The sequence below is a fragment of the Myxococcales bacterium genome (assembly GCA_016717005.1).
Classification (GTDB): domain Bacteria; phylum Myxococcota_A; class Polyangia; order Haliangiales; family Haliangiaceae; genus UBA2376.
Window position 1 is genome coordinate 130001 of sequence record JADJUF010000007.1, and the last position, 19398, is coordinate 149398.

Consider the following 19398-nt stretch of genomic DNA (forward strand, 5'->3'; position numbering starts at 1 on the left):
GTCGTGCGGCCCCGGGCCGAGTGGACGATCGAGGTGTTGCCGGCGTTCCTGCGCTACGGCCGGCCGCCCGACGGCACCACCACGCTCGACCTGCTGCGCGATCTGCTGGCGCTGCGGCGCACGCTGATCGGTGAGATCGTCAAGCTGATCGCGGCGCGCATGCCGGCCGGCGGCACGACCGCCGCCCGGGCCCAGGTCGAGCGCGCCTGGGCCGCGCGCGATCGCCCGGCCGCGTTCGTCCACGAGGACTTCCTGGTCATGCGGGCGGTGGTCGAGGCCACCGGGTTCCTGCCGGCGGTGTGGATGCTCAACCGGATCGCCGGGGTCTACCTCGACATCGCCACGGTCGTGACCGTCCGGGTTCCGGACGACTACGTCGTCGCGGCCACCGGCTACCTCGACGCGCTCGATCGCAAGGACGGCGCCACCGCCGCGACGCGCATCACCGCCTACCTCGATCGCCACGACGCCGCCATGCTGGGAGGCCCGACGTGACCTACGCCCACTCGCCGACGACCGCCGCGCTGCTGCACAGCCTGGTGCCGGTGATCCTGCCGCCCGAGGCCAACGACCTGGCCGACGACGTCGTCGCCCACGTCGGGCTGACGATGGGCGCCCTGCCCGCCGGATTCCGGCGCGCGCTCGTGACCGGCATCTTCGGCTACGACGCGCTCGCGGTGGCCTGGGGCCCGGGCGGACGCCGCCGCGCCCACCGCCTGCCGCCGGATCTGGCCGAGCGGTACTACCTGACCTGGGAGCACGGCCCGACCCCGGCCCACGAGCAGTTCGCGAAGGGCATCGGCCAGCTGCTCAAGCTGGCCTGCTACGAGCACCCGACCATGCAGGCCGCGCTCGGCTACACGCCCGCGGCGTGGATCGAGCGGGTCAAGCGCCGGCGGCTCGAGGTCTACCAGGCCGACATCGACCGGCACCAGCGCAGCCTGATCGAGCCCGATCCGCTGCGGCCCAGGGTCGGCGCCCGCGCCAAGGAGCACGTCTGATGGTGGCCCTGCCTCGCCCCGCGGTCGCGCAGGATCGGATCCCCGCCGGCGTCATCACCCGCGACGCCGTCCACGGCGACCTCGCGCTCGAGGCCGACGTCGTGATCGTCGGCTCCGGCGCCGGCGGCGCCACGCTGGCGGCCGAGCTGGCCGAGTGCGGGCTCGACGTGGTGATCGTCGAGGAGGGCCGCTACTACACGACCCGCGACTTCACCGCCGACGCCTCGGCCGCGGTCCGGACGCTGTACCGCGACGGCGGCGCGTCGATGGCGATCGGCGATCCGCCGGTGCTGTTCCAGGAGGGCCGCGCGGTCGGCGGCTCGACGGTGATCAACGGCGGCATGTCGTGGCGCACGCCCGAGCGCATCCTCGATCGCTGGTGGCGCGAGGCCGGCATCGACGGCGTCCGCCCCGCCGACATGGAGCCGTACTTCGCCCGGGTCGAGCGCCGCATCCACGTCGCCGGCCAGGATCCCGAGTCGATCGGGGAGGACAACCACCTGCTCAAGCGCGGCGCCGACGCGATGGGCTGGAAGGTCATCCCCAACCTGCGCAACCAGGTCCACTGCCCGGGCTCGAACAACTGCGCGTTCGGGTGCCCGACCGGCGCCAAGCAGTCGGCGCTGGTCAGCTACATCCCCCGCGCGCTGCACTTCGGCGCGCGGCTCCTGTCGGACGTCCGGGTCGAGCGCGTCGTGATGGCCGGCAAGCGCGCGACCGGCATCGTCGGCCGCGTCGTCGGCGCCGACGGCCGGCCCGGGCACCGGATCAGCGTCCAGGCGAAGCTGACGGTCGCGGCCTGCGGCGCGATCCAGACCCCGGCGCTGCTCGCGCGGTCGGGCGTGCGCTCGCCGTCGGGCCGGCTCGGCCACAACCTGTCGCTGCACCCCAACGTCAAGCTGTCGGCGGTGTTCGATCAGCCGGTCCGCGGCTGGGAGGGCGTGCACCAGGCCTTCCAGGTGCGCGAGTTCGAGGGCGAGGGCCTGCTGTTCGCGGCGGTCAACATCCCGCCCGGCATCCTGGCGATGACCTCGCACCCGCGCGGCGCCGAGCTGCACCGGCTGATGGTCGACTACGACAAGACCGTCGTCGCCGGCATGCTGTGCGAGGACACCGCGACCGGGCGCGTCCGCACGATCGCCGGCCGCCCCCAGGCGTTCTACCAGCTGGCCGAGTTCGACGCGCACAAGCTGATCCGCGGCGTGGCGCTGCTGGCCGAGCTGTTGTTCGCGGCCGGCGCGCGGCGGATCGCGACGCCGTTCGCGGGCGTGCCCGAGCTGACCTCGGCCGACGACACCCGCGCGCTCTACGCCCACCCGATCGCGCGCAAGGCGATGGAGGTCGTGACCGTCCACATGATGGGCACCGCGGCCATGGGCACCGATCGCGCGCGCGCGGTCACCGACGGCCACGGCTACGTCCACGACGCCGACGCGCTGATGGTCTGCGACGCCAGCCTGTTCCCCACGCCGATCGGCGTGAACCCGATGGAGACGATCATGGCGCTGGCCACCCGGGCCGCCGCGCACGTGCTCGACACCTGGACCTGATCGCCACTCGACCTGCGAGGACCGCCATGACCACGACCGCGACCACCGCCACGACGACGCCCGCGCCCGCGCCCGCCCCGACCGCGCCGCCGCCCCGCCCCAACCAGCCGAGCGCGCGCGTGCTCGAGCTCGAGCGCATGTCGCTCGCCGCGCTCGAGCAGGTGTTCGTGCGCGGCGTGACGCCCGACCTCGCCGGCCTGGCCGGCTGGGAGTTCCGCGGCCTCAACTCGCCGGCGCACTTCAAGCTGCTCGGCATCAAGAAGTTCGTGAAGGGCTTCTGGCGCGACGCCGCCGGCGCGACCTGGGGCTACAACTACCCGGTCGAGCAGAACCGCATCGCCGACGGCTGGTACGGCCTGCCGAGCGTGACCGCCCCGAAGCGGTTCGGCTTCTACACGGTCGCGCCGGTCGATCCGACCGCGCGGGACAACCGCTACCTGCACGCGCTCCTGCTCGACTACGGGCGCGGCGGCAACCCGCGCTTCGACGCGAGCGCCGGCCTGCGCGACTACGTCGTCCAGGTCGACGCCGCCGACCCCGACCTGCTGCTCGGCAAGGCCTACTACGCGCTCGGCCCGCTGCGGGTGCCGACCGCGTCGTTCTTCATCCTCGAGCGCCACCAGCCGGGGCCGACGACGATCGCGCGCTGACGCGCGGGCGGGTTGCGGCGCCGACGGGTGACTGATGCGCCGACGGACTACTGCGCGGGGCCGACCTTGGAGCCGACCGGCACGTCGACGCGCAGCACCTCGCGGAACGAGAGCTCGACGTCGGCGGGATCGTCGGACGGGTCGACCGCGCGCATCAGCACGATGATCTCGCCGCGGTAGACCGCGCGGTACTCGCGGCCGACGCCGTCGGTGACGCACCGGAGCACGGTGACCGCGTCGGGGCCGCTGGGCGGCGCGACCGCGCACGGTCCGACGGTGGTGCCGATCGGGTACGACTTGGCGGCGCCGGTGTGGTCGCCGACCTCCAGGAACAGGTTGAGCTTGCCGTCGGGCACCGGCTGCTGGCCCCAGCCGACGAGGGTCTGCGCGACGACGCCGGGATCCGGCGGCGCGGAGCCCGAGCCCTGGCCGGGATCGGTCGCAGGCTTCTTGCTTCCGCCGCAGGCGACCAGCACGATGGCGACGACGACGAGGGCACGGACACGCATGCCGTGTTGTAGCAGGCGCGCGCGCGATCGATCGGGCATAGCACCACAGATGTTGGCGCGGTCGCCGACGTTCACGACGGCCGCGCATCCGGTACGATGGCGCCGTGGCTCTGGCGCGACTGATCGTCATCGACGGCCCCGATCGCGGGCGCGAGTTCGATATCACCGCCCGCGGTGGCGGCGTCGGCCGCGGCGAGGACAACGCCGCCCAGCTCACCGATCCGTCGGTGTCGCGCCTGCACTGCTCGCTCGAGCCGCGCGACGGCGGCCTGGCGGTCGTCGACGCCGGCAGCCGCAACAAGACGCTGGTCAACGGCGCGCCGGTGACCGAGCGGCTGCTCGAGGCCGGCGACGAGATCACCGTCGGCCAGACCCGGCTGACGTTCCTGCCGCAGGGCGCGGTCACGGTCACGCGCGCGGCGGCGCCGGCCAAGGTCACGATCGAGATCGGCACCCGCGAGCTGATGGCGCTGGGCGGGCCCGCCGTCGACGCCGGCGCGCGTCGGCACCTGGCGACGCTCGCGGCGCTGGGCGAGCGGCTGACCGCGGCGATCGGGCGCGGCCGCGGCGAGGTGGCCCAGGCCGCCGCCGAGGCCAGCCTGACCTTGGTCTCGGCCGAGCGCGGGTTCGTGCTGGCGCGCGATCGCGGGGCGACCACGCCGCTCGGGCGCGCCGGCGATGCGGGGCCGAGCCTGGTGCTGCCCGACGCGGTGCTCGACACGGTCCTGGGCCGCGGGCGCGCGCTCGCGATCGATCTCGGCTCACGCCCGGCGCTGGCGGTGCCGGTCGGGACCGGCGCCGCCGCCGCGGTGCTGGTGGCCGATCGCGCCACCGGCAGCTTCGGCGAGCTCGAGCTGATGGCGGCCGGGTGCCTCGGCCAGCTGGTCGCGGCGGCGCTGGCCGCGGCCGACACCCAGGGCCTCCTGGTCCGCACCCAGGAGGTGCTCGAGGAGCGGCTCGGCGACCGCGAGCTGATCGGCCGATCGCCGCCGGCGCGGGCGCTGCTCGAGCTGGTCGCCCGGGTCGCGCCGACCGACGCCACGGTGCTGCTCGGCGGCGAGTCCGGCGCCGGCAAGGAGATGGTGGCCCGGGCGATCCACCGCGGCAGCCGGCGCGCGGCCGGCCCGTGCGTCGCGGTCAACTGCGCGGCGCTGACCGAGACGCTGATCGAGAGCGAGCTGTTCGGCCACGAGAAGGGCGCGTTCACCGGCGCCACCGACAAGAAGATCGGCCGCTTCGAGGCCGCCGACAAGGGCACGCTGTTCCTCGACGAGATCGGCGAGATGCCGCTGGCGCTGCAGACCAAGCTGCTGCGCGTGCTCGAGGAGCGGCAGTTCGAGCGGGTCGGCGGCACCCGGTCGGTCGCGGTCGACGTCCGGCTGATCGCCGCGACCAACCGCGATCTGCCCGAGCTGGCGCGGCGCGGCCTGTTCCGCGAGGACCTGTACTACCGGCTGTCGGTGATCCACGCGATCGTCCCGGCGCTGCGCGAGCGCGCCGACGACATCCCGCTCTTGGCCGAGCACTTCCTGACCCGCATGCGCCAGCAGATCGGGCGCCGCGTGCGCGGGTTCCGCCCCGACGCGATGGCGGCGCTGGTCGCGCACCCGTGGCCCGGCAACGTGCGCGAGCTGCGCAACGCGATCGAGCGCGCGGTCGTGCTCGGCCGCAGCGAGTGGATCGAGGAGGGCGACCTGCCGCCGAACCTGATCGCGCGGATCCCGCACCGCCGCAGCGCGCCGACGCCGCCGCTGGGCTCGATGACGATCACCGGCCCCGTGACGCTCGCGGCCCAGAGCCTGCCCGGCCTGCCGGTGCCGCCGACCAGCTCGCCGGCGCTGGTGGTCCCGCCGATCGTACCCGAGCCGCGGATCGATCCGCCGGGCGCCGAGGCGCCGCCGCCGCCCGCGGCCCCCGCGGCGCCCGCCGCCAGATCGCTGCGCGAGCTCGAGCGCGAGGGCATCATCGCGGCCCTGGCCGCCACCGGCGGCAACAAGGCCCAGGCCGCCGGGATCCTCGAGATCGATCGCTCGACGCTCTACAAGAAGCTGAAGGAGTACGGCATCGGCTGAGCCGCGCGCGGCGCTCACCGTCGAGGCTGGCGCCGAGCGCGTACACCTACGACACGTCCGACGAGGATCTGGGCGACCACCGGCCACCTGGTCAGAGCGAGCTGACCAAGGTGCTGATCGAACCCGATGCTCATGAGCAGCGGCGCCTGCTGCTCGACACCCGCCTCGACCTGCTCCGCTACAGCTACCCCGGCTTCACCCTCCTGCCGTCCCGGGCCAGCGCCCTGGTCCAGGCGGGCGTGACCTGGTCCAGCGCCCTGGTCCAGGCGGGCCTGACCTGGGAGCTGTGACCCCGCGCGGCGGGGTGACGGGGCTAGCGGATCTTGCGGGGGCGACCGCGCTTGCGAGGCGCCTCGCCCGACCCGGCGAAGTCGAGCTCTTCCGCGAAGCGCTCCTCGACCATGTCCGAGACCGAGGTGTGAAGCGAGTCCAGCTTGCGCAGCTCATCGCGCTCGAACTCGGCGAACGAACCATAGATACGCGGCGAGGTAGACATCGTGGTTTCTCCCTGTAGGACCCACATGTCCTACATCTGTTCACAAGGTATTCCAAAGGATCACCTCGGTAAACTTTTCGGCAACGAATTGCGCTGCGTTGCGGGTTCACGACGATGACGCGATGGCGCGACGTCAGACGAACGTGCTAACGGCGTCGCGATGACCCGGATCGTCGCGGTCGCGAACCAGAAAGGCGGCGTCGGTAAGACCACGACCGCCATCAACCTGGCCGCGTCCGTCGCCAGCCGCGGCTACCACGTGCTCCTGTGCGACTTCGACCCCCAGGGCAACGCGTCCTCCGGGGTCGGCTACCCGCGCGACCGGATCGAGCTGTCGATGTACGACGCCCTGGTCGGCGAGGTCGCCCTGGCCGACGTCATCCGGCCGACCGAGATCACGACCTTGTGGGTGGCGCCGGCCAACACCGATCTGGTCGGCGCCGAGATCGAGCTGATCAGCGCCGAGCGCCGCGAGTGGATCCTGGCCGACGCGCTGGCGACGGTGAAGGACCGCTACGACTACATCGTGATCGACTGCCCGCCGTCGCTCGGCATGCTGACGCTCAACGCCCTGTGCGCCGCCGACGGCGTGGTCGTGCCGATGCAGGCCGAGTACTTCGCGCTCGAGGGCATCTCGTCCTTGTCGACGACGATCGAGCGGGTCCGCACCACCTACAACCCGCGCTTGACCATCGACGGCGTGCTGTTCTGCATGTTCGACGCGCGCACCAACCTGTCGGCGCAGGTCCGGGGCGAGGTCCAGTCGTTCTTCGGCGCCAAGGTGTTCGACACGCTGGTGCCGCGCAACGTGCGGCTGTCCGAGGCGCCGTCCCACGGCAAGCCGGCGCTGCTCTACGACTTCCGCAGCCCGGGCGCCAAGAGCTACCTGGCGGTCGCCGACGAGTACCTGGCCCGCCAGGGCCAGCCGGCCATGAGGCCGGCGTCGTGAGCGACCCCAAGCGCGGCGGGCGCGGCCTCGGGCGCGGCCTCGGGGCCCTGATGCCGGCGAAGCCGCCAGTGGCGGCGGTCCCGACGGCGGCGCCGGCCGCCCCGGCCGCGATCATCGCCCGCACCTACTTCCAGGCGCCGATCGAGGACGTCTACCCCAGCGCCGAGCAGCCGCGCCGGCGCTTCGACGACCGCGAGCTCGACGAGCTGGCCGCGTCGATCCGCACCCACGGCGTGATCATGCCGCTGGTCGTGCGGCCGCGGCCCGCCGGCGGCTACACGCTGATCGCCGGCGAGCGCCGCTGGCGCGCGGCGCAGCGCGCCGGCCGGCACGACGTGCCGGTGGTGATCCAGGACGTCGACTCGCGCGAGGCGTTCGAGCGCGCGCTGGTCGAGAACCTGCAGCGCGCCGATCTCAACCCGATCGAGGAGGCGCTGGCGTTCCAGCGGCTGATCGACGAGTTCGGCCTGCACCAGGACGAGGTCGCGGCCCGGGTCGGCAAGGACCGCTCGACCGTCGCCAACGCGGTGCGGCTGCTCAAGCTGCCCGACGGCGTGCGCGCGATGGTCGAGGATCGCCGGCTGTCGATGGGCCACGCCCGCGCGCTGCTCGGGCTCGAGGACACCGCGGCGATCGAGGTGGCCGCCCGCGCCGTCGTGGCCAAGAGCCTGTCGGTCCGCGCCACCGAGTCGCTGGTGCGCGCCACGCACGATCCCGCCCCGCCGCGCGATCGCGGCCCCGGGACGCCGCGCGGGCCGAGAAGTCGGCCGCCGCCAAGGACCTCGAGGAGCGCTTGACCCGGGCCCTGGGCGCGCCGGTCACGCTCGACGAGGACGGCGGCGCCAGCAAGGCCGGCACGATCGCCATCCGCTACCTCGACCTCGACCACCTCGACCGCCTGCTCGACAAGCTGCTGGTCGAGTAACCAACGTCCGACCACTCGAAGCGCTGCAGGGCGGGCACCTCGGGGGGGCTCACCGCCGACGGCCCGACGGCTCCGCGGCGTCAGGCCACCCGCACGTCGGCGTCGACGATCCGCAGGCCGCGCCCGAGGGCGTGCTTGCGGGCCGCGGCGCGACCGTCCTCCCGGGCGTGGTCGCCGTGCTCGTCCCCGGGACACGCCGCGGTCGCAAAGACCTCAGCGGTGTCGCGATCCGACAATGTCCAGGTGGTGGCCGTGGCCTTGCGGCCCGGCTCGATGATCGTGGACAGGGTCAGGGTGCTAGGCCCCGCGTGGACCGAGTGCCCGCCCACCACCGCCTCACCACGTCGCCGTCAGCCGGCGATTGCGCCGGCGGGCGCCGCCGGGGGGGGGCGCGGCGGCCGCGCGCCGGGCGCCGCGGCCGGAGGCGTGGGCTCCCGCCGGGCCCGCGCGTCAGCGCAGCCTTCACCCGCTGTGCCCCCGCCACGCCTCGTGCGCGATCGCTTCGTCACGTCGTCACAGGAACGCCCAACCTCTGCCACGCCACTTCGAGATTGGAGCGCCGAGGCCGGCGCGGATCAGCGCGGATCGTTGCCCCTGCGGCTTCGAAGGCGGTGCGCTCAGCCGCCCTCGGCCCCGAACGCCTCGGCCGCGGCCTCCCGCCGGCGCACCAGCCGGCCCAGGGCGGCGTGCTCGGGCCGCGCGAGGTCGGGATCGTCGGCGAGCACGGCCTCGGCCTCGGCCCGGGCGGCGAGCAAGAGCGCGGTGTGCTGGGCCAGGTCGCCGAAGCGGAGGCGCGGCACGCCGGCCTGGCGGGCGCCGAGCAGCTCGCCGGGGCCGCGCAGCAGCAGGTCTTCCTCGGCGATGCGGAAGCCGTCGGAGGTGTCGGCGATCACCTCGAGGCGGCGCTTGCCGTCGTCGGTCTTGCCGCCCTTGGTGAGCAGGTGGCACCACGCGGCGCCGCCGCCGCGGCCGATGCGACCGCGGAGCTGGTGGAGCTGCGCGAGGCCGAAGTGATCGGCGTCCTCGATGACCATGACGGTCGCCGCCGGCACGTCGACGCCGACCTCGATGACCGTGGTCGCGACCAGCACGTCGAGGTCGCCGCCAGCGAACGCGGCCATCGTCGCGTCGCGCAGGTCGGCCGGCAGCCGCCCGTGGACCAGCCCGACCCGCAGCGGCGCGAGCCGCGCGGTCAGCGCGGCGTGGACGCCGACCGCGTCGGCCCAGCCGCCCCGGGTGTCGTCGCTCGAGGCCTCGACCAGCGGGCACACCACGAACGCCCGCTCGCCGGCGCGGCAGCGCTCGACCACGCGCGCGTAGGCGGCGGCCCGGCCCTTGGCGCCCCGCCCCACCACGGTCGTCGGCGCGGCGCGCCCCGGCGGCAGCTCGTCGATCACCGTCGCGTCCAGATCGCCGAACGCGGTGAGCGCCAGCGTGCGCGGGATCGGCGTCGCGGTCATCACCAGCAGGTGCGGCGCGAGGCCGTCGCCCTTGCCGCGCAGCCGGACCCGCTGGGCCACGCCGAACCGGTGCTGCTCGTCGATGATCGCCAGGCCCAGGCGGGCGAAGCCGACGGCGTCGGCCAGGAGCGCGTGGGTGCCGATCGCCAGGCCGATGTCGCCGGCGCCGAGGAGCGCGACGGTCGAGGCCCGGGTGCCGCGCGCGGTCGACGCGGTCAAGAGCGTGGTGCGGATGCCGAGCGGCGCGCACCAGCGGCTGAAGGTCGCGTGGTGCTGCTCGGCCAGGATCTCGGTCGGCGCCATCAGCGCGACCTGGGCGCCGGCCCGCAGCGCGTGCAGCGCGGCCGCGAACGCCACCGCGGTCTTGCCGGCGCCGACGTCGCCCTGGAGCAAGCGGTTCATCGGCGTCGGCCGCACCAGGTCGGCGCGCAGCTCGGCGATCGCGCGGCGCTGGGCCGCGGTCAGCGCGAACGGCAGCGCCCGCGCGAGCTCGGCGTCGAGCGCCGGCGCCGGCGGCAGCGGCCGCGCGTGATCCGAGCGCAGCAGGCGCCGACGTCGCACCACCACGGCGCCGAGCGCGAACAGCTCGGCGAACGCCAGGCGCCGGTGGTAGGGGCTGGTGCCGGCGTTGAGCGCGGCGACCTCGGCCGTCGACAGGCTCGGCGTCGGCGCGTGCAGCGCGGTCAGGGCCTCGGCCAGGGGCGGCAGCGCCTGGCGCGCGGCCACGGCGACGGGCACGCCGTCGTCGACGTGGGTCGCGACCCGGGCCGCCGCGGTCTGGCACGCGGTGCGCAACCGCGCCGCCGGCACCCCGACGACGTCGGGGTAACGCGGGATGACCTGGGCGACGTCGCCGACCGCGCCCTCGACCGCGACGCCGAGCACGTCGGGGTTGGCCATCTCGTGGTGACCGGCGCGTCGACGGACGACGCCTGACAGCGCGGCCTCGGCGCCGACCGGGAACCGGCGATCGATCCCGGACCACACGCCGAAGAACCGCACGACCAGCAGCGCGCTCGCGCCGACGCCGTCGCCGAGGCGGACCTCGCCCCAGGCTCGACCGCGGGCGCGGACCGTGCGGGCCGCGACGACGGTGGCGCGGAGGCCGATGCGATCGCCGTCGGCGGCGCCGGCGAGCGCCTCGGTCAGCGGCATCACCTCGCGCGCGTCGAGCCAGCGCCGCGGCACCAGCCACAGCAGATCCTCGACGGTGGTCAGGCCGCGCGCGGCGAGCGCGGCAGCCAGCGCCGGGCCGATGCCCTTGATCGAGGTGGTCGGCGCCGCCAGCGGATCGTCGGCGAGCAGCAGCGGCGCAGGGGCGGCGCGAGGACGGCGGGCTCCGGGCCCGGGTCCGGCTACAGCGCCGGCTCCGGTTCCGGTTCCGACTCCGGTTCCGACTCCGCCTCCGGTTCCGGTTCCGGATCCGACGCCGGTTCCGGTTCCGGTTCCGGCTCCGACGCCGGTTCCGACGCCGGTTCCGACGCCGGTTCCGGTTCCGGTTCCGACTCCGGTTCCGGTTCCCTCCGCTTCCGCCTCCGGTTCCGACGCCGGTTCCGGTTCCGCTTCCGCCGCCGGTTCCGGTTCCGGTTCCGACTCCGGTTCCGGTTCCGACGCCGGTTCCGGTTCCGGTTCCGGTTCCGACGCCGCCCCCGACGCCGACGCCGGTTCCGGCGCTGGTCTCGCACGCTCGATCGCGCTCGGCGGTGAGCTGTGCGACCAGCTCGAGCGGTGGCGGCCCGACCAGGCTCAGCATCAATCGGAGGCCGCGCGCGATCTCGACGGTCTGGGCGTGTCGATCGAGGGCCTCGAACCCGATCAGGATGCGGCGCCAGGCGACCAGCGCGGCGAGCGGCGCGGCGGAGGCCGCGGCCGCGAGCACCTGGTCGCAGCCGGCGCGCAGCGCCGGGCCGAGCTCGCGCACGTGGGCCAGGCCAGCGAAGCGGTCGGCGGCGGCCAGCAGCAGCGGGCGCTGCAGCGCGAGCGCGGCGCGTCGAACCGGATCCACCGCGTCCGGGCTACCACGGTGCGCACGCGTCGTACACCGACGCTGCGCGACTTTGTTGGATCGCCGACTCGCCGCGCGCGCGGCGGCGGGCGATACTTCACCGACATGGTCGATCGCGAGTTCCCGCGCATGCCCTACGTGGTCGCGGTCGAGTTCAGGTCGGCGTCGTCGTTCCTGATCACCTACTCGCTCAACCTGTCGCGCGGCGGGTTGTTCGTCGAGACGTTCCAGGATCTGCCGCTCGGCGCGACCGTGGCGCTGACCTTTCGCATCCCCGGCTCTGGCGAGGTGGTGCTCTCGGGCGTGGTCGCGTGGCGACGCGAGCCCAGCAGCCCCGACGGGCCGCCCGGCATCGGCGTCGAGTTCACCGACATCACCGCGCAGCTGGGCGAGACCATCGATCAGCTGGTCGCGCAGTTCCACGGCATCGCGATCCTGGTGCTGGCGGCCGACACCAAGGACCGGGCGTCGCTGACCCGGCTGGTCAAGTCGATCGCGGCGTCGGCCAACATGCTCCAGGCCGCGAGCGCCGCGGTGGCCGAGACGCTGGTGACCGAGGATCTCGATCTGATGGTGATCGACGTCGACGGCGATCCCGAGGGCGCGATCGCGACCTTGCGCCTGGCCAAGGCGCTGAGCTCCCCGGTGCCGGCGATCGCGCTGGCGTCGACCAAGCGCCTGCGCGATCACGCGCGCGCGGCGGGCGCCGACGAGATGGTCGGCAACCCGCCGGCGTTCGAGGAGCTGCAGCTCGCGGTGATGCGCGCGCTGGCGCGCCCGAGCGCGGTGCGCTGATCCCGCGCCCGCGCCGCCAGCGATCGCTCGCCACCGCCGCCGCGCCCGCGCGCAAGATGCGGCGCCGATCGCGCTCGCCCGGCCGAGCCGCGCGGTAGGATGCGCCGTGCCCGTCGAGTTCGAGGCCACGGTGCCGGCGCCCACCACCGCCGCGCACGTGCGCTCGGAGGCCGAGCTCGACGCGACCGCCGCCGCCACCGGCTCGGCCGCGCTCGACGCGACCGCCGCCGCCACTGGCCCGGCCGCGCTCGACGCGACCGCCGCCGCGCCCGCCGACGGCACCGTCACCGCCGGAGGCCGGCGCGGCACCCCCGGCGCGTACGCGATCGGGCCGGGCACGCGCCTGGCCCACTTCGAGATCGTGCGCCCGCTCGGCCACGGCGGCATGGGCGAGGTCTACCTGGCCACCGATCTCGCGCTCGATCGGCCGGTCGCGCTCAAGCTCCTGCCGGCGGCGGTCGCGCGCGACCCCGGGCGCCGCGAGCGGCTGATCCGCGAGGCCCGGGCCCAGGCCCGGCTCAACCACCCCAACGTCGCGCACCTGTACTTCATCGGCGAGGATCTCGGGCACCTGTTCTTCGCGATGGAGTACATCGACGGCGAGACCCTGGCCCAGCGGCTCGAGCGCGGCCCGCTGCCGGCCGACGTCGCGCTCGAGCTCGCGCGCATGGCGGCCCTGGGCCTGCGCGAGGCCCACCGCCACGGCTTCACCCACCGCGACGTCAAGCCGTCGAACCTGATGATCGATCAGCACGGCGTGCTCAAGGTCATGGACTTCGGCCTGGTGACCGAGGCCGCCGACGGCGCCGCGCCGCCGACGTCCGACGACGACGCCCCGATCGCGGCGTCGGCGCTGGTGGGCACGCCGCTGTACATGGCGCCCGAGCAGGGCCGGGGCCGCGCCGTCGATCACCGGGCCGACATCTACGCGCTCGGCGCCACGCTCCACCACATGATCGCCGGCGCGCCGCCGTTCGCCGGCGGCTCGGCCGCCGAGCTGCAGTCGCAGCACGAGGCCGCGGCCCGGGCGTCGCTGGTCGGCGCGCGGCGGCGCCGGCGCACCGTCGGGCTCGCCGACGTCGTCATCACCCGCATGATGGCCAAGCGCCCCTTCGACCGCCCGGCGACCTACGACGAGCTGATCGACGATCTCGATCGCGCCAACCCGGTGCGCAGCCGGCCGGCCGGGTTCTGGCCCCGGGCCGTGGCCGGGCTGGTCGACCTGATCGGGGCCGGGCTCATCGCCGTGCCGATCGGCGTGCTGCTCGGCGGCAACGGCAACCTCGGCCTGGGCCTGTACTTCCTCTTGCTCATCCCGCTGGTGATCCGACGCTTCGGCACGACGCTCGGCCACGCGCTGTTCGATCTCGCGATCGTGCCGGTGCGCGGCGCGCGGACCGGGTTCTTGACCGCGGCGCTGCGCTACCTGGTCATGCTCGGGCCGATGATGGCCGGCATGGCGATCGATCGCTTCGGCGACGTCCTCGAGTCCCGACTCCTGGGCTTCGTCGGCGGCGCCGTCACGTTCGTCGGGTTCGCCTACCCGCTCGTCGAGCTGGCCCGGGTCGCGCTGACGACCGCCGACGCGGCCACGCTCTGGGATCGCGCCGCCCGGACGCGCGTGCGCTACCGCGTCCGCGGCTCGGTCGCGATCGGCGTCAGCGCCGGCGCGCTCGCGAGCTTGCCGCCGAGCCTGCGCTGACCGCGGCGGCGCGGCACCTCGAGGTCCCCCGCACCTGCCTGGGTTCGGCGACGAACCTCTGGAACTCAGAGCCTGTAACTTTTTTCGGCCGAGCACCGGTCGACGTGCCGGGAGTCTCGCGTCGTGGGTGGGGGCCCTGTCGGGGCTTGCCCCCGACGGGGGAGGGCCTGGCGACAGGCCCTCTGAAACTCAGCCGCTGGCGGCGACCAGCTCGGCCGCGCGCACGGTGTTCTCGAGCAGGCACGCGCGGGTCATCGGCCCGACGCCGCCCGGCACCGGGGTGATCACGCCGGCGCGCGCGGCGGCCGCGGCGAACTCGACGTCGCCGATCAGCTTGCCGTCGGCGCCGCGGTTGATGCCGACGTCGATCACCGCCGCGCCCGGCTTGATCCACGCGCCGCGCACCAGCTCGGGGCGACCGACCGCGGCCACGACGATGTCGGCGGCGCCGATCACCTCGGCGAGGTCGCGCGTCTTCGAGTGGCACAGCGTGACCGTGGCGTCGGCGTTGGCGAGCAGCAGGGCCATCGGCTTGCCGACCAGCACGCTGCGCCCGAGCACCACGGCCCGGGCCCCGACCAGCGGCACCTCGCCGTAGGCCAGCAGGCGCATGCACCCGGCCGGCGTGCACGCGGTGAAGCGCGGCTTGCCCTGGGCCACGCGCCCGAGGTTCTCGGGGTGGAGGCCGTCGACGTCCTTGTGCGGCGGGATCGTCAGGATCACGGCGTCGCTGTCGAGCCCCTTGGGCAGCGGCAGCTGCACCAGGATGCCATGCACCGTCGGATCGGCGCCGAGGCGCGCGACCAGCGCCAGCAGCGCGGCCTGGGTCGTGTCGGCCGGCAGCCGGTGATCGGTCGCGGCGATCCCCACCTCGCGCGCGTCCTTGGTCTTGGCCTTGACGTAGACCGCCGACGCCGGGTCGTCGCCGACCAGCACCACCGCCAGCCCGACCGTGACGCCCTGGGTCGCGAGCGCCGCGGTCCGCGCGCGGACCTCGTCCTTGACCTGGGCGGCGACCAGCTTCCCGTCGAGGATCCGCGCCGTCACGGCGCCGCCCCCGATCCCGATCCGGTCCCCGATCCCGATCCGGTCCCCGATCCGGTGCCTGATCCCGAGCCGGTGCCCGTCCCCGATCCGGTGCCGGATCCGGTCCCCGATCCCGCGTCACCACCGCTCGCCGGCGCCGCCGCCGGCGTCGCGGGCGCGCTCGCCGCCCCGCCGCTGTCGCCGCTCCCCGGCTTCGACGACGCGTACAGGTCCTTGTACCAACCGCCGCCCTTGAACGCGAACGACGTGCGCGAGATGAGCCGCTCGAGCGGCCCTCCACACGCCTCGCACACGGTCTTGGCCGGATCGCTCATCCGGTGCTCGTACTCGAACTCGCGCTTGCACGCGCCGCACTGGTACTCGTAGACGGGCATGACCCAGGGCGCTTAGCACGCCGCCGGTGGCGGCGACAAGACGTCGATCACCCGCACGCCCAGGTGACCGTCGACGGTCACCAGCTCGCCCCGGGCCACGGGCTGGCCGCCGGCCCGCAGCTCGACCGGTCCCCCGACCGGCGCCGCCAGCCCTAGCACCTGGCCGGGCGCCAGCTCGAGCAGCGCCCGGGCGGACACCTCGACCTCGCCGACGACGATCGACAGGGACACGCGCAGGTCGGCGGCGAGCAGCTCGGCGGGGGCGGTCATGGGCGCTCGGACATAGGGTCCGGTGACGGTAAGCCGCCCAGCGGCGCGGTCAAGCGTGGCCGCGAACCAACCGCGCGCGACCCGCAGCCGCGCGGCGCTGGCGCCGACCACGACCACGTCGCCGACGGTCACCGCGGCCAGGCGCGCGGCGACGATCGACGCCCGCGCCACCTCGACCCCGCCGACGATCGCCGGCAGCCGCGCGGCCCGGCTCGACACCAGCGCCGCCAGCGGCCGCGTGGGCAACGCCGCGACCTCGTCGACGGCCAGCGCGATCACCGCGGCGGTCGGCCGGGTCACCGCGATCAGCGCCATCGGCCCCGACGGCACCGCGCCGCCGAGCTCCGCGGTCGCGGCCACGCCGGCGCGCTCGAGCACGGTCGCCACCGCGAACGCCGCCAGCGCCGCCTCGACGTCGGTGGCCGGGCGTGGCGCCGCCAGCCCCGGGGCCCGGCCCAGGGCCACGTCGGCCACGGCGATCGCCAGGGTCGCCGGGATCACCACGACCGCATGCGCCCGCTCGGCCCGCACGGTCACGACCACCGGGTCGGCCACCGCGCACTGGTCGTCGACGCCGACCCAGCGGGCGCCGGCGATCCAGCCGCCCTCGGCGCCCAGCGCGTCGATCCACGCGGCCATCCGGCCGTCGACGGCCCGCGCCGCCGGCAACGCCGCCCAAGGGTACGAGGCCACCGGCACGCCTCTCGAGTGCCAGACGCAGCGCGCCAGGTCAACCGCCCGGCCAAGCGCCAGGTCAACCGCCGGAAACTGGCCCCGCCCAGCCAAGCAGGTACGATCAACACCTACATCGGCACCAGGAGCCACCTACCATGTCCCAGCGCGACCGCCGGATGGGCTTCCGCATCCCCTACTCGACCTTGATGACCTCGTTCGTCGCCGAGCGACCGGTCCGCATCCTGGTCGAGGATCTCAGCGACACCGGCATGCGCGTCCACGCGGTGACGCCGCGGGCGCCCGCGCCCGGCACCGTCATGGCGCTCGAGGTGGTGCTGCCCGACTCCGACGACACCATCTGGGCCACCGGCCAGGTCTGCCACCGCACCGCGGACGATCTCGCCGTCGGCCTCGGCGTCCGCTTCGTGGCGATGGCCACCAGCCACGCCCGCCGGCTCCGCGACTTCTGCCTCGAGTCGCGCCGCGCGCACCTCGGCGGCCTGCTCGAGCGCATCCGGGCCTGAGCCGCCGCTGCGGGCACCACGCGCGCCCGCGCCGCGCGACCGGCCCCGGCCCGATCGGCGCGCTATACTCCTGGCGCCGCATGCGCCGCACACCCTGGCTCGTCGCTGCTCTCCTGGTCCTGTCGGCGGCCGTGGTCGCGCCGACGCTCGCCCACGCCCAGCCCGGCGACGACTGGGACGTGCAGCGCGACCCGTTCGACAAGTCGGTGGTCGCGCGGCTCAAGGGGATCCTGGCCAAGAACCCCAACGACGCCGACGCGCTCGCGAAGCTGCTGAACCTGTACCGCCGCTACCGCACCGTCGCGACCTTGCGCGGGGAGTACGAGGCGATCCTCACGGCCAAGCCCGACGACTTCGGCGCGCTGGTGGTGCTGGCGCGCCTGGCCAAGACCGACCGCGACGACGTGACCGCGCTGGGGCTGTTCGAGCGCGCGGCCGCGACCCGGCCCGATCCGGCGGTGCTGGTCGAGGTCGGCACGCTCTACCGCATGAGCGGCAAGCTGGCCGAGGCCCGAGCCGCGCTCGACAAGGCCCTCGCCGGCAAGCCCGCCAAGGCGATCAAGCAGCAGGCGCTCCGCGCCCTCGCCGACCTGGCGCTCGCGGCCAAGGACATCGACGGCGCCCGCGGGTACTTCGAGCAGTACATCGCCCTCGACAGCGGCAACGTCGCGCTCCGGCTCGAGCTCGGCGACGCGCTGGCCGGGGCCGGCAAGGCCGACGACGCCATCGCGATCTACGAGGACGCCGAGCGCCGCCTCGGCAGCGATCCGTCGCGCCGGGTCGAGGTCGCGGCGCGGATCGGCGCGGCCCAGGAGACCAAGGGCGACGACGCCGCCGCCGTGTCCACCTACCGCCGGGCGATCAAGCTCGTGCCCCGCGGCTACTACCTCGAGACCGAGCTGACCGCGCGCATCGTCGACATCTACCGGCGCAAGCAGGACCTCGCCACGCTCCTGACCTTCTACGAGAAGGAGTGGCCCGAGCGCAGCCGCGGCGCGTTCGAGTGGAGCACGCTGGCGCGGCTGTACGAGGAGACCGGCGATCAGGACAAGGCGGTCGGCGCGTACACCAAGGCCGTGGCCAAGGCGCCGTACGAGCTCGAGGTCCAGCGCCGCCTGATCCAGCTGCTCGAGGCGACCGGCCGCGACAACGACGCGCTGGCCCAGTACGAGGTCGTGGCCCGGGTCGCGCCGGGCGAGGCCCGCTTCCAGCTCGAGCTGGCCGAGCGCTACTGGCGCCGGCACCAGGAGCCCAAGGCCCTGGGCACCGCCAAGAAGATCGAGGCGCGGTTCCCGACCGATCCGGCGGTCATGTCGGCGGTGGCCGATCTGTACCTGCGCTGGGGCAAGGACGACCTGGCGCTGGCCGCGTTCGAGCGGCTGGCCAAGCTCGAGCCTGACGATCCCGATCACCTGGTGACGCTCGGCGAGCAGTACCACCAGCGCGGCCAGGTCGACAAAGCCATGGCGACCTGGAAGCGCATCGCCGGCACCAAGTCGGCCAAGGGCTACGCCCGGCTCGGCGACGTGCTGGCCGAGCACGACGCGCCGACCGAGGGCCTGGTCTACTACGCCAAGGCGATCAAGCTCGATCCCGACGATCCCGAGCTGTACAAGGGTCGGGCCCAGATCCTCGAGCGGCAGCGCGCCTTCGCCGAGGCGATGGCCGACTGGGAGAAGGCGCTGTCGTTGTGGGTCAAGCCCAGCGATCGCAGCGCCCGGCGCGAGGCCCGCACCCGGATCGTCAACCTGTTGCCGCGCTGGGACGGCGGCAGCCACAAGGACGCGTACCGCCAGCGCTGGGAGCGCGCCTTCACCAAGGCCCCGCCCGACCTCGACGGCGGCTACTTCCTGGTGGCCTACTTCCAGCGGTTCGGGCAGCAGGGCCAGCCGCGCAAGACCCTCGAGCGCCTGCTCACGCTCGCGCCCGACGATCAGGAGACGCTGCTCGATCTGGTCAAGGCCTACCGGGGCGAGCACGCCTACGACAAGGCGGTGGCGCTGCTGATGCGCCTGGCCGAGCAGGACCCGGCGCGGCAGCGCGAGGCCTACAACCAGATCGCCGAGATCAAGACCGAGGACCACCAGGACGCCGAGGCGATCGCGTGGTCGCAGAAGGCGCTCGAGAAGAGCCCCAACGATCCGGTCGCGTACCAGCGCCTCGCCGAGCGCTACGTCGAGATGCAGCGCCTCGCCGACGCCACCGGCGCGTACCAGCGGGTGGTCGAGCTCGATCCGCGCAACTGGAAGGCGGCGTTCGCGCTCGCGGCGCTGCACCAGCAGCAGGTCGACCTGCCCGCCGCGGCCGAGGTCTACCGCCGGATCCTGCGCCAGGCCACCGACGACGACACCCTCAAGAAGGCCGGCAAGGCCGGCGATCGCGCTCGAGGAGATC

17 protein-coding genes and 3 pseudogenes (1 of these 20 running past the window's edge) are annotated in these 19398 nt (G+C 74.6%); 13 read left to right on the plus strand and 7 right to left on the minus strand.

All coding sequences use genetic code 11. From position 1 onward, the window contains the following. The 4 genes in view from IPL61_07530 to IPL61_07545 are tightly spaced (at most 26 nt apart) and all read left to right on the plus strand, a layout consistent with a single transcriptional unit that may run on beyond the window. Positions 1-495: the 3' portion of a GntR family transcriptional regulator gene (locus IPL61_07530; GenBank protein ID MBK9031174.1), read on the plus strand. It extends 231 nt beyond the left edge of the window; the window shows 495 of its 726 coding nt (coding positions 232-726); its start codon lies beyond the left edge, outside the window; it ends in the stop codon at positions 493-495. Continuing rightward, a complete protein-coding gene (locus tag IPL61_07535; protein MBK9031175.1) occupies positions 492-1001 on the plus strand; it encodes a hypothetical protein in 510 nt (169 codons plus the stop codon). The genes IPL61_07530 and IPL61_07535 overlap by 4 nt, the downstream gene beginning before the upstream one ends. Continuing rightward, positions 1001-2551: a GMC family oxidoreductase gene (locus tag IPL61_07540; GenBank protein ID MBK9031176.1), complete on the plus strand. Its 1551-nt coding sequence runs from the start codon at positions 1001-1003 to the stop codon at positions 2549-2551. The genes IPL61_07535 and IPL61_07540 overlap by 1 nt, the downstream gene beginning before the upstream one ends. Positions 2552-2577: 26 nt before the next feature. Continuing rightward, on the plus strand, positions 2578-3201 hold the full coding sequence (locus tag IPL61_07545) for a hypothetical protein (GenBank protein MBK9031177.1): 624 nt from the start codon (positions 2578-2580) through the stop codon (positions 3199-3201). 47 nt (positions 3202-3248) lie between these two features. Here IPL61_07545 and IPL61_07550 read toward each other — a convergent pair whose 3' ends face one another. Further along, positions 3249-3710: a hypothetical protein gene (locus IPL61_07550; GenBank protein MBK9031178.1), complete on the minus strand. Its 462-nt coding sequence runs from the start codon at positions 3708-3710 to the stop codon at positions 3249-3251. 104 nt (positions 3711-3814) lie between these two features. Between IPL61_07550 and IPL61_07555 the strand changes: the two genes are divergently transcribed. After that, entirely contained in the window at positions 3815-5782 is a 1968-nt protein-coding gene (locus IPL61_07555) for a sigma 54-dependent Fis family transcriptional regulator (protein ID MBK9031179.1), read from the plus strand. A gap of 110 nt (positions 5783-5892) precedes the next feature. After that, positions 5893-6072, plus strand: a complete 180-nt coding sequence (locus IPL61_07560; protein MBK9031180.1) for a hypothetical protein — start codon at positions 5893-5895, stop codon at positions 6070-6072. Between the two features lie 23 nt (positions 6073-6095). Here the strand turns inward: IPL61_07560 and IPL61_07565 are convergent, their stop codons facing one another. Continuing rightward, a complete protein-coding gene (locus IPL61_07565) occupies positions 6096-6278 on the minus strand; it encodes a hypothetical protein (GenBank protein MBK9031181.1) in 183 nt (60 codons plus the stop codon). Positions 6279-6438: 160 nt separating this feature from the next. Here IPL61_07565 and IPL61_07570 point away from each other — a divergent pair, with 160 nt between their 5' ends. Further along, a complete protein-coding gene (locus tag IPL61_07570) occupies positions 6439-7227 on the plus strand; it encodes a ParA family protein (protein ID MBK9031182.1) in 789 nt (262 codons plus the stop codon). Further along, positions 7224-8024 carry a ParB/RepB/Spo0J family partition protein gene (locus IPL61_07575; GenBank protein MBK9031183.1) on the plus strand — a complete coding sequence of 267 codons (801 nt, stop codon included), beginning with the start codon at positions 7224-7226 and terminating at the stop codon, positions 8022-8024. Before IPL61_07570 ends, IPL61_07575 begins: the two co-directional genes overlap by 4 nt. Positions 8025-8232: 208 nt before the next feature. Here IPL61_07575 and IPL61_07580 read toward each other — a convergent pair whose 3' ends face one another. Both IPL61_07580 and recG read right to left on the minus strand, forming a co-directional pair. Then, a complete protein-coding gene (locus IPL61_07580) occupies positions 8233-8481 on the minus strand; it encodes a hypothetical protein (protein MBK9031184.1) in 249 nt (82 codons plus the stop codon). 288 nt (positions 8482-8769) lie between these two features. Continuing rightward, positions 8770-10920 (minus strand): ATP-dependent DNA helicase RecG, encoded by a 2151-nt coding sequence (gene recG / locus IPL61_07585; protein ID MBK9031185.1) that lies wholly within the window; start codon positions 10918-10920, stop codon positions 8770-8772. On the opposite strand from recG, the gene IPL61_07590 reads away from it, so the two are divergent. Then, positions 10874-12412, plus strand: a complete 1539-nt coding sequence (locus tag IPL61_07590) for a TIGR02266 family protein (protein ID MBK9031186.1) — start codon at positions 10874-10876, stop codon at positions 12410-12412. The genes recG and IPL61_07590 overlap by 47 nt on opposite strands. Positions 12413-12518: 106 nt before the next feature. Beyond that, positions 12519-14114: a protein kinase gene (locus tag IPL61_07595; protein MBK9031187.1), complete on the plus strand. Its 1596-nt coding sequence runs from the start codon at positions 12519-12521 to the stop codon at positions 14112-14114. Between the two features lie 189 nt (positions 14115-14303). On the opposite strand, the gene folD is transcribed toward IPL61_07595, so the two are convergent. From folD to IPL61_07610, 3 genes and pseudogenes are all read right to left on the minus strand, one after another. After that, positions 14304-15161, minus strand: coding sequence for a bifunctional methylenetetrahydrofolate dehydrogenase/methenyltetrahydrofolate cyclohydrolase FolD (folD, locus tag IPL61_07600; protein ID MBK9031188.1), 858 nt, complete (start codon positions 15159-15161; stop codon positions 14304-14306). Positions 15162-15286: 125 nt separating this feature from the next. Next, positions 15287-15535: pseudogene (locus IPL61_07605) on the minus strand (zinc ribbon domain-containing protein). A 12-nt stretch (positions 15536-15547) separates the two neighbouring features. After that, positions 15548-16498: a FliM/FliN family flagellar motor switch protein gene (locus IPL61_07610; protein ID MBK9031189.1), complete on the minus strand. Its 951-nt coding sequence runs from the start codon at positions 16496-16498 to the stop codon at positions 15548-15550. 137 nt (positions 16499-16635) lie between these two features. On the opposite strand from IPL61_07610, the gene IPL61_07615 reads away from it, so the two are divergent. From IPL61_07615 to IPL61_07625, 3 genes and pseudogenes are all read left to right on the plus strand, one after another. Beyond that, a complete protein-coding gene (locus IPL61_07615; protein ID MBK9031190.1) occupies positions 16636-17004 on the plus strand; it encodes a PilZ domain-containing protein in 369 nt (122 codons plus the stop codon). Between the two features lie 80 nt (positions 17005-17084). After that, positions 17085-17879, plus strand: a pseudogene (locus IPL61_07620) (tetratricopeptide repeat protein). Positions 17880-18467: 588 nt separating this feature from the next. Then, a pseudogene (locus tag IPL61_07625) lies at positions 18468-19349 on the plus strand (tetratricopeptide repeat protein). Positions 19350-19398 lie beyond the last annotated feature (49 nt).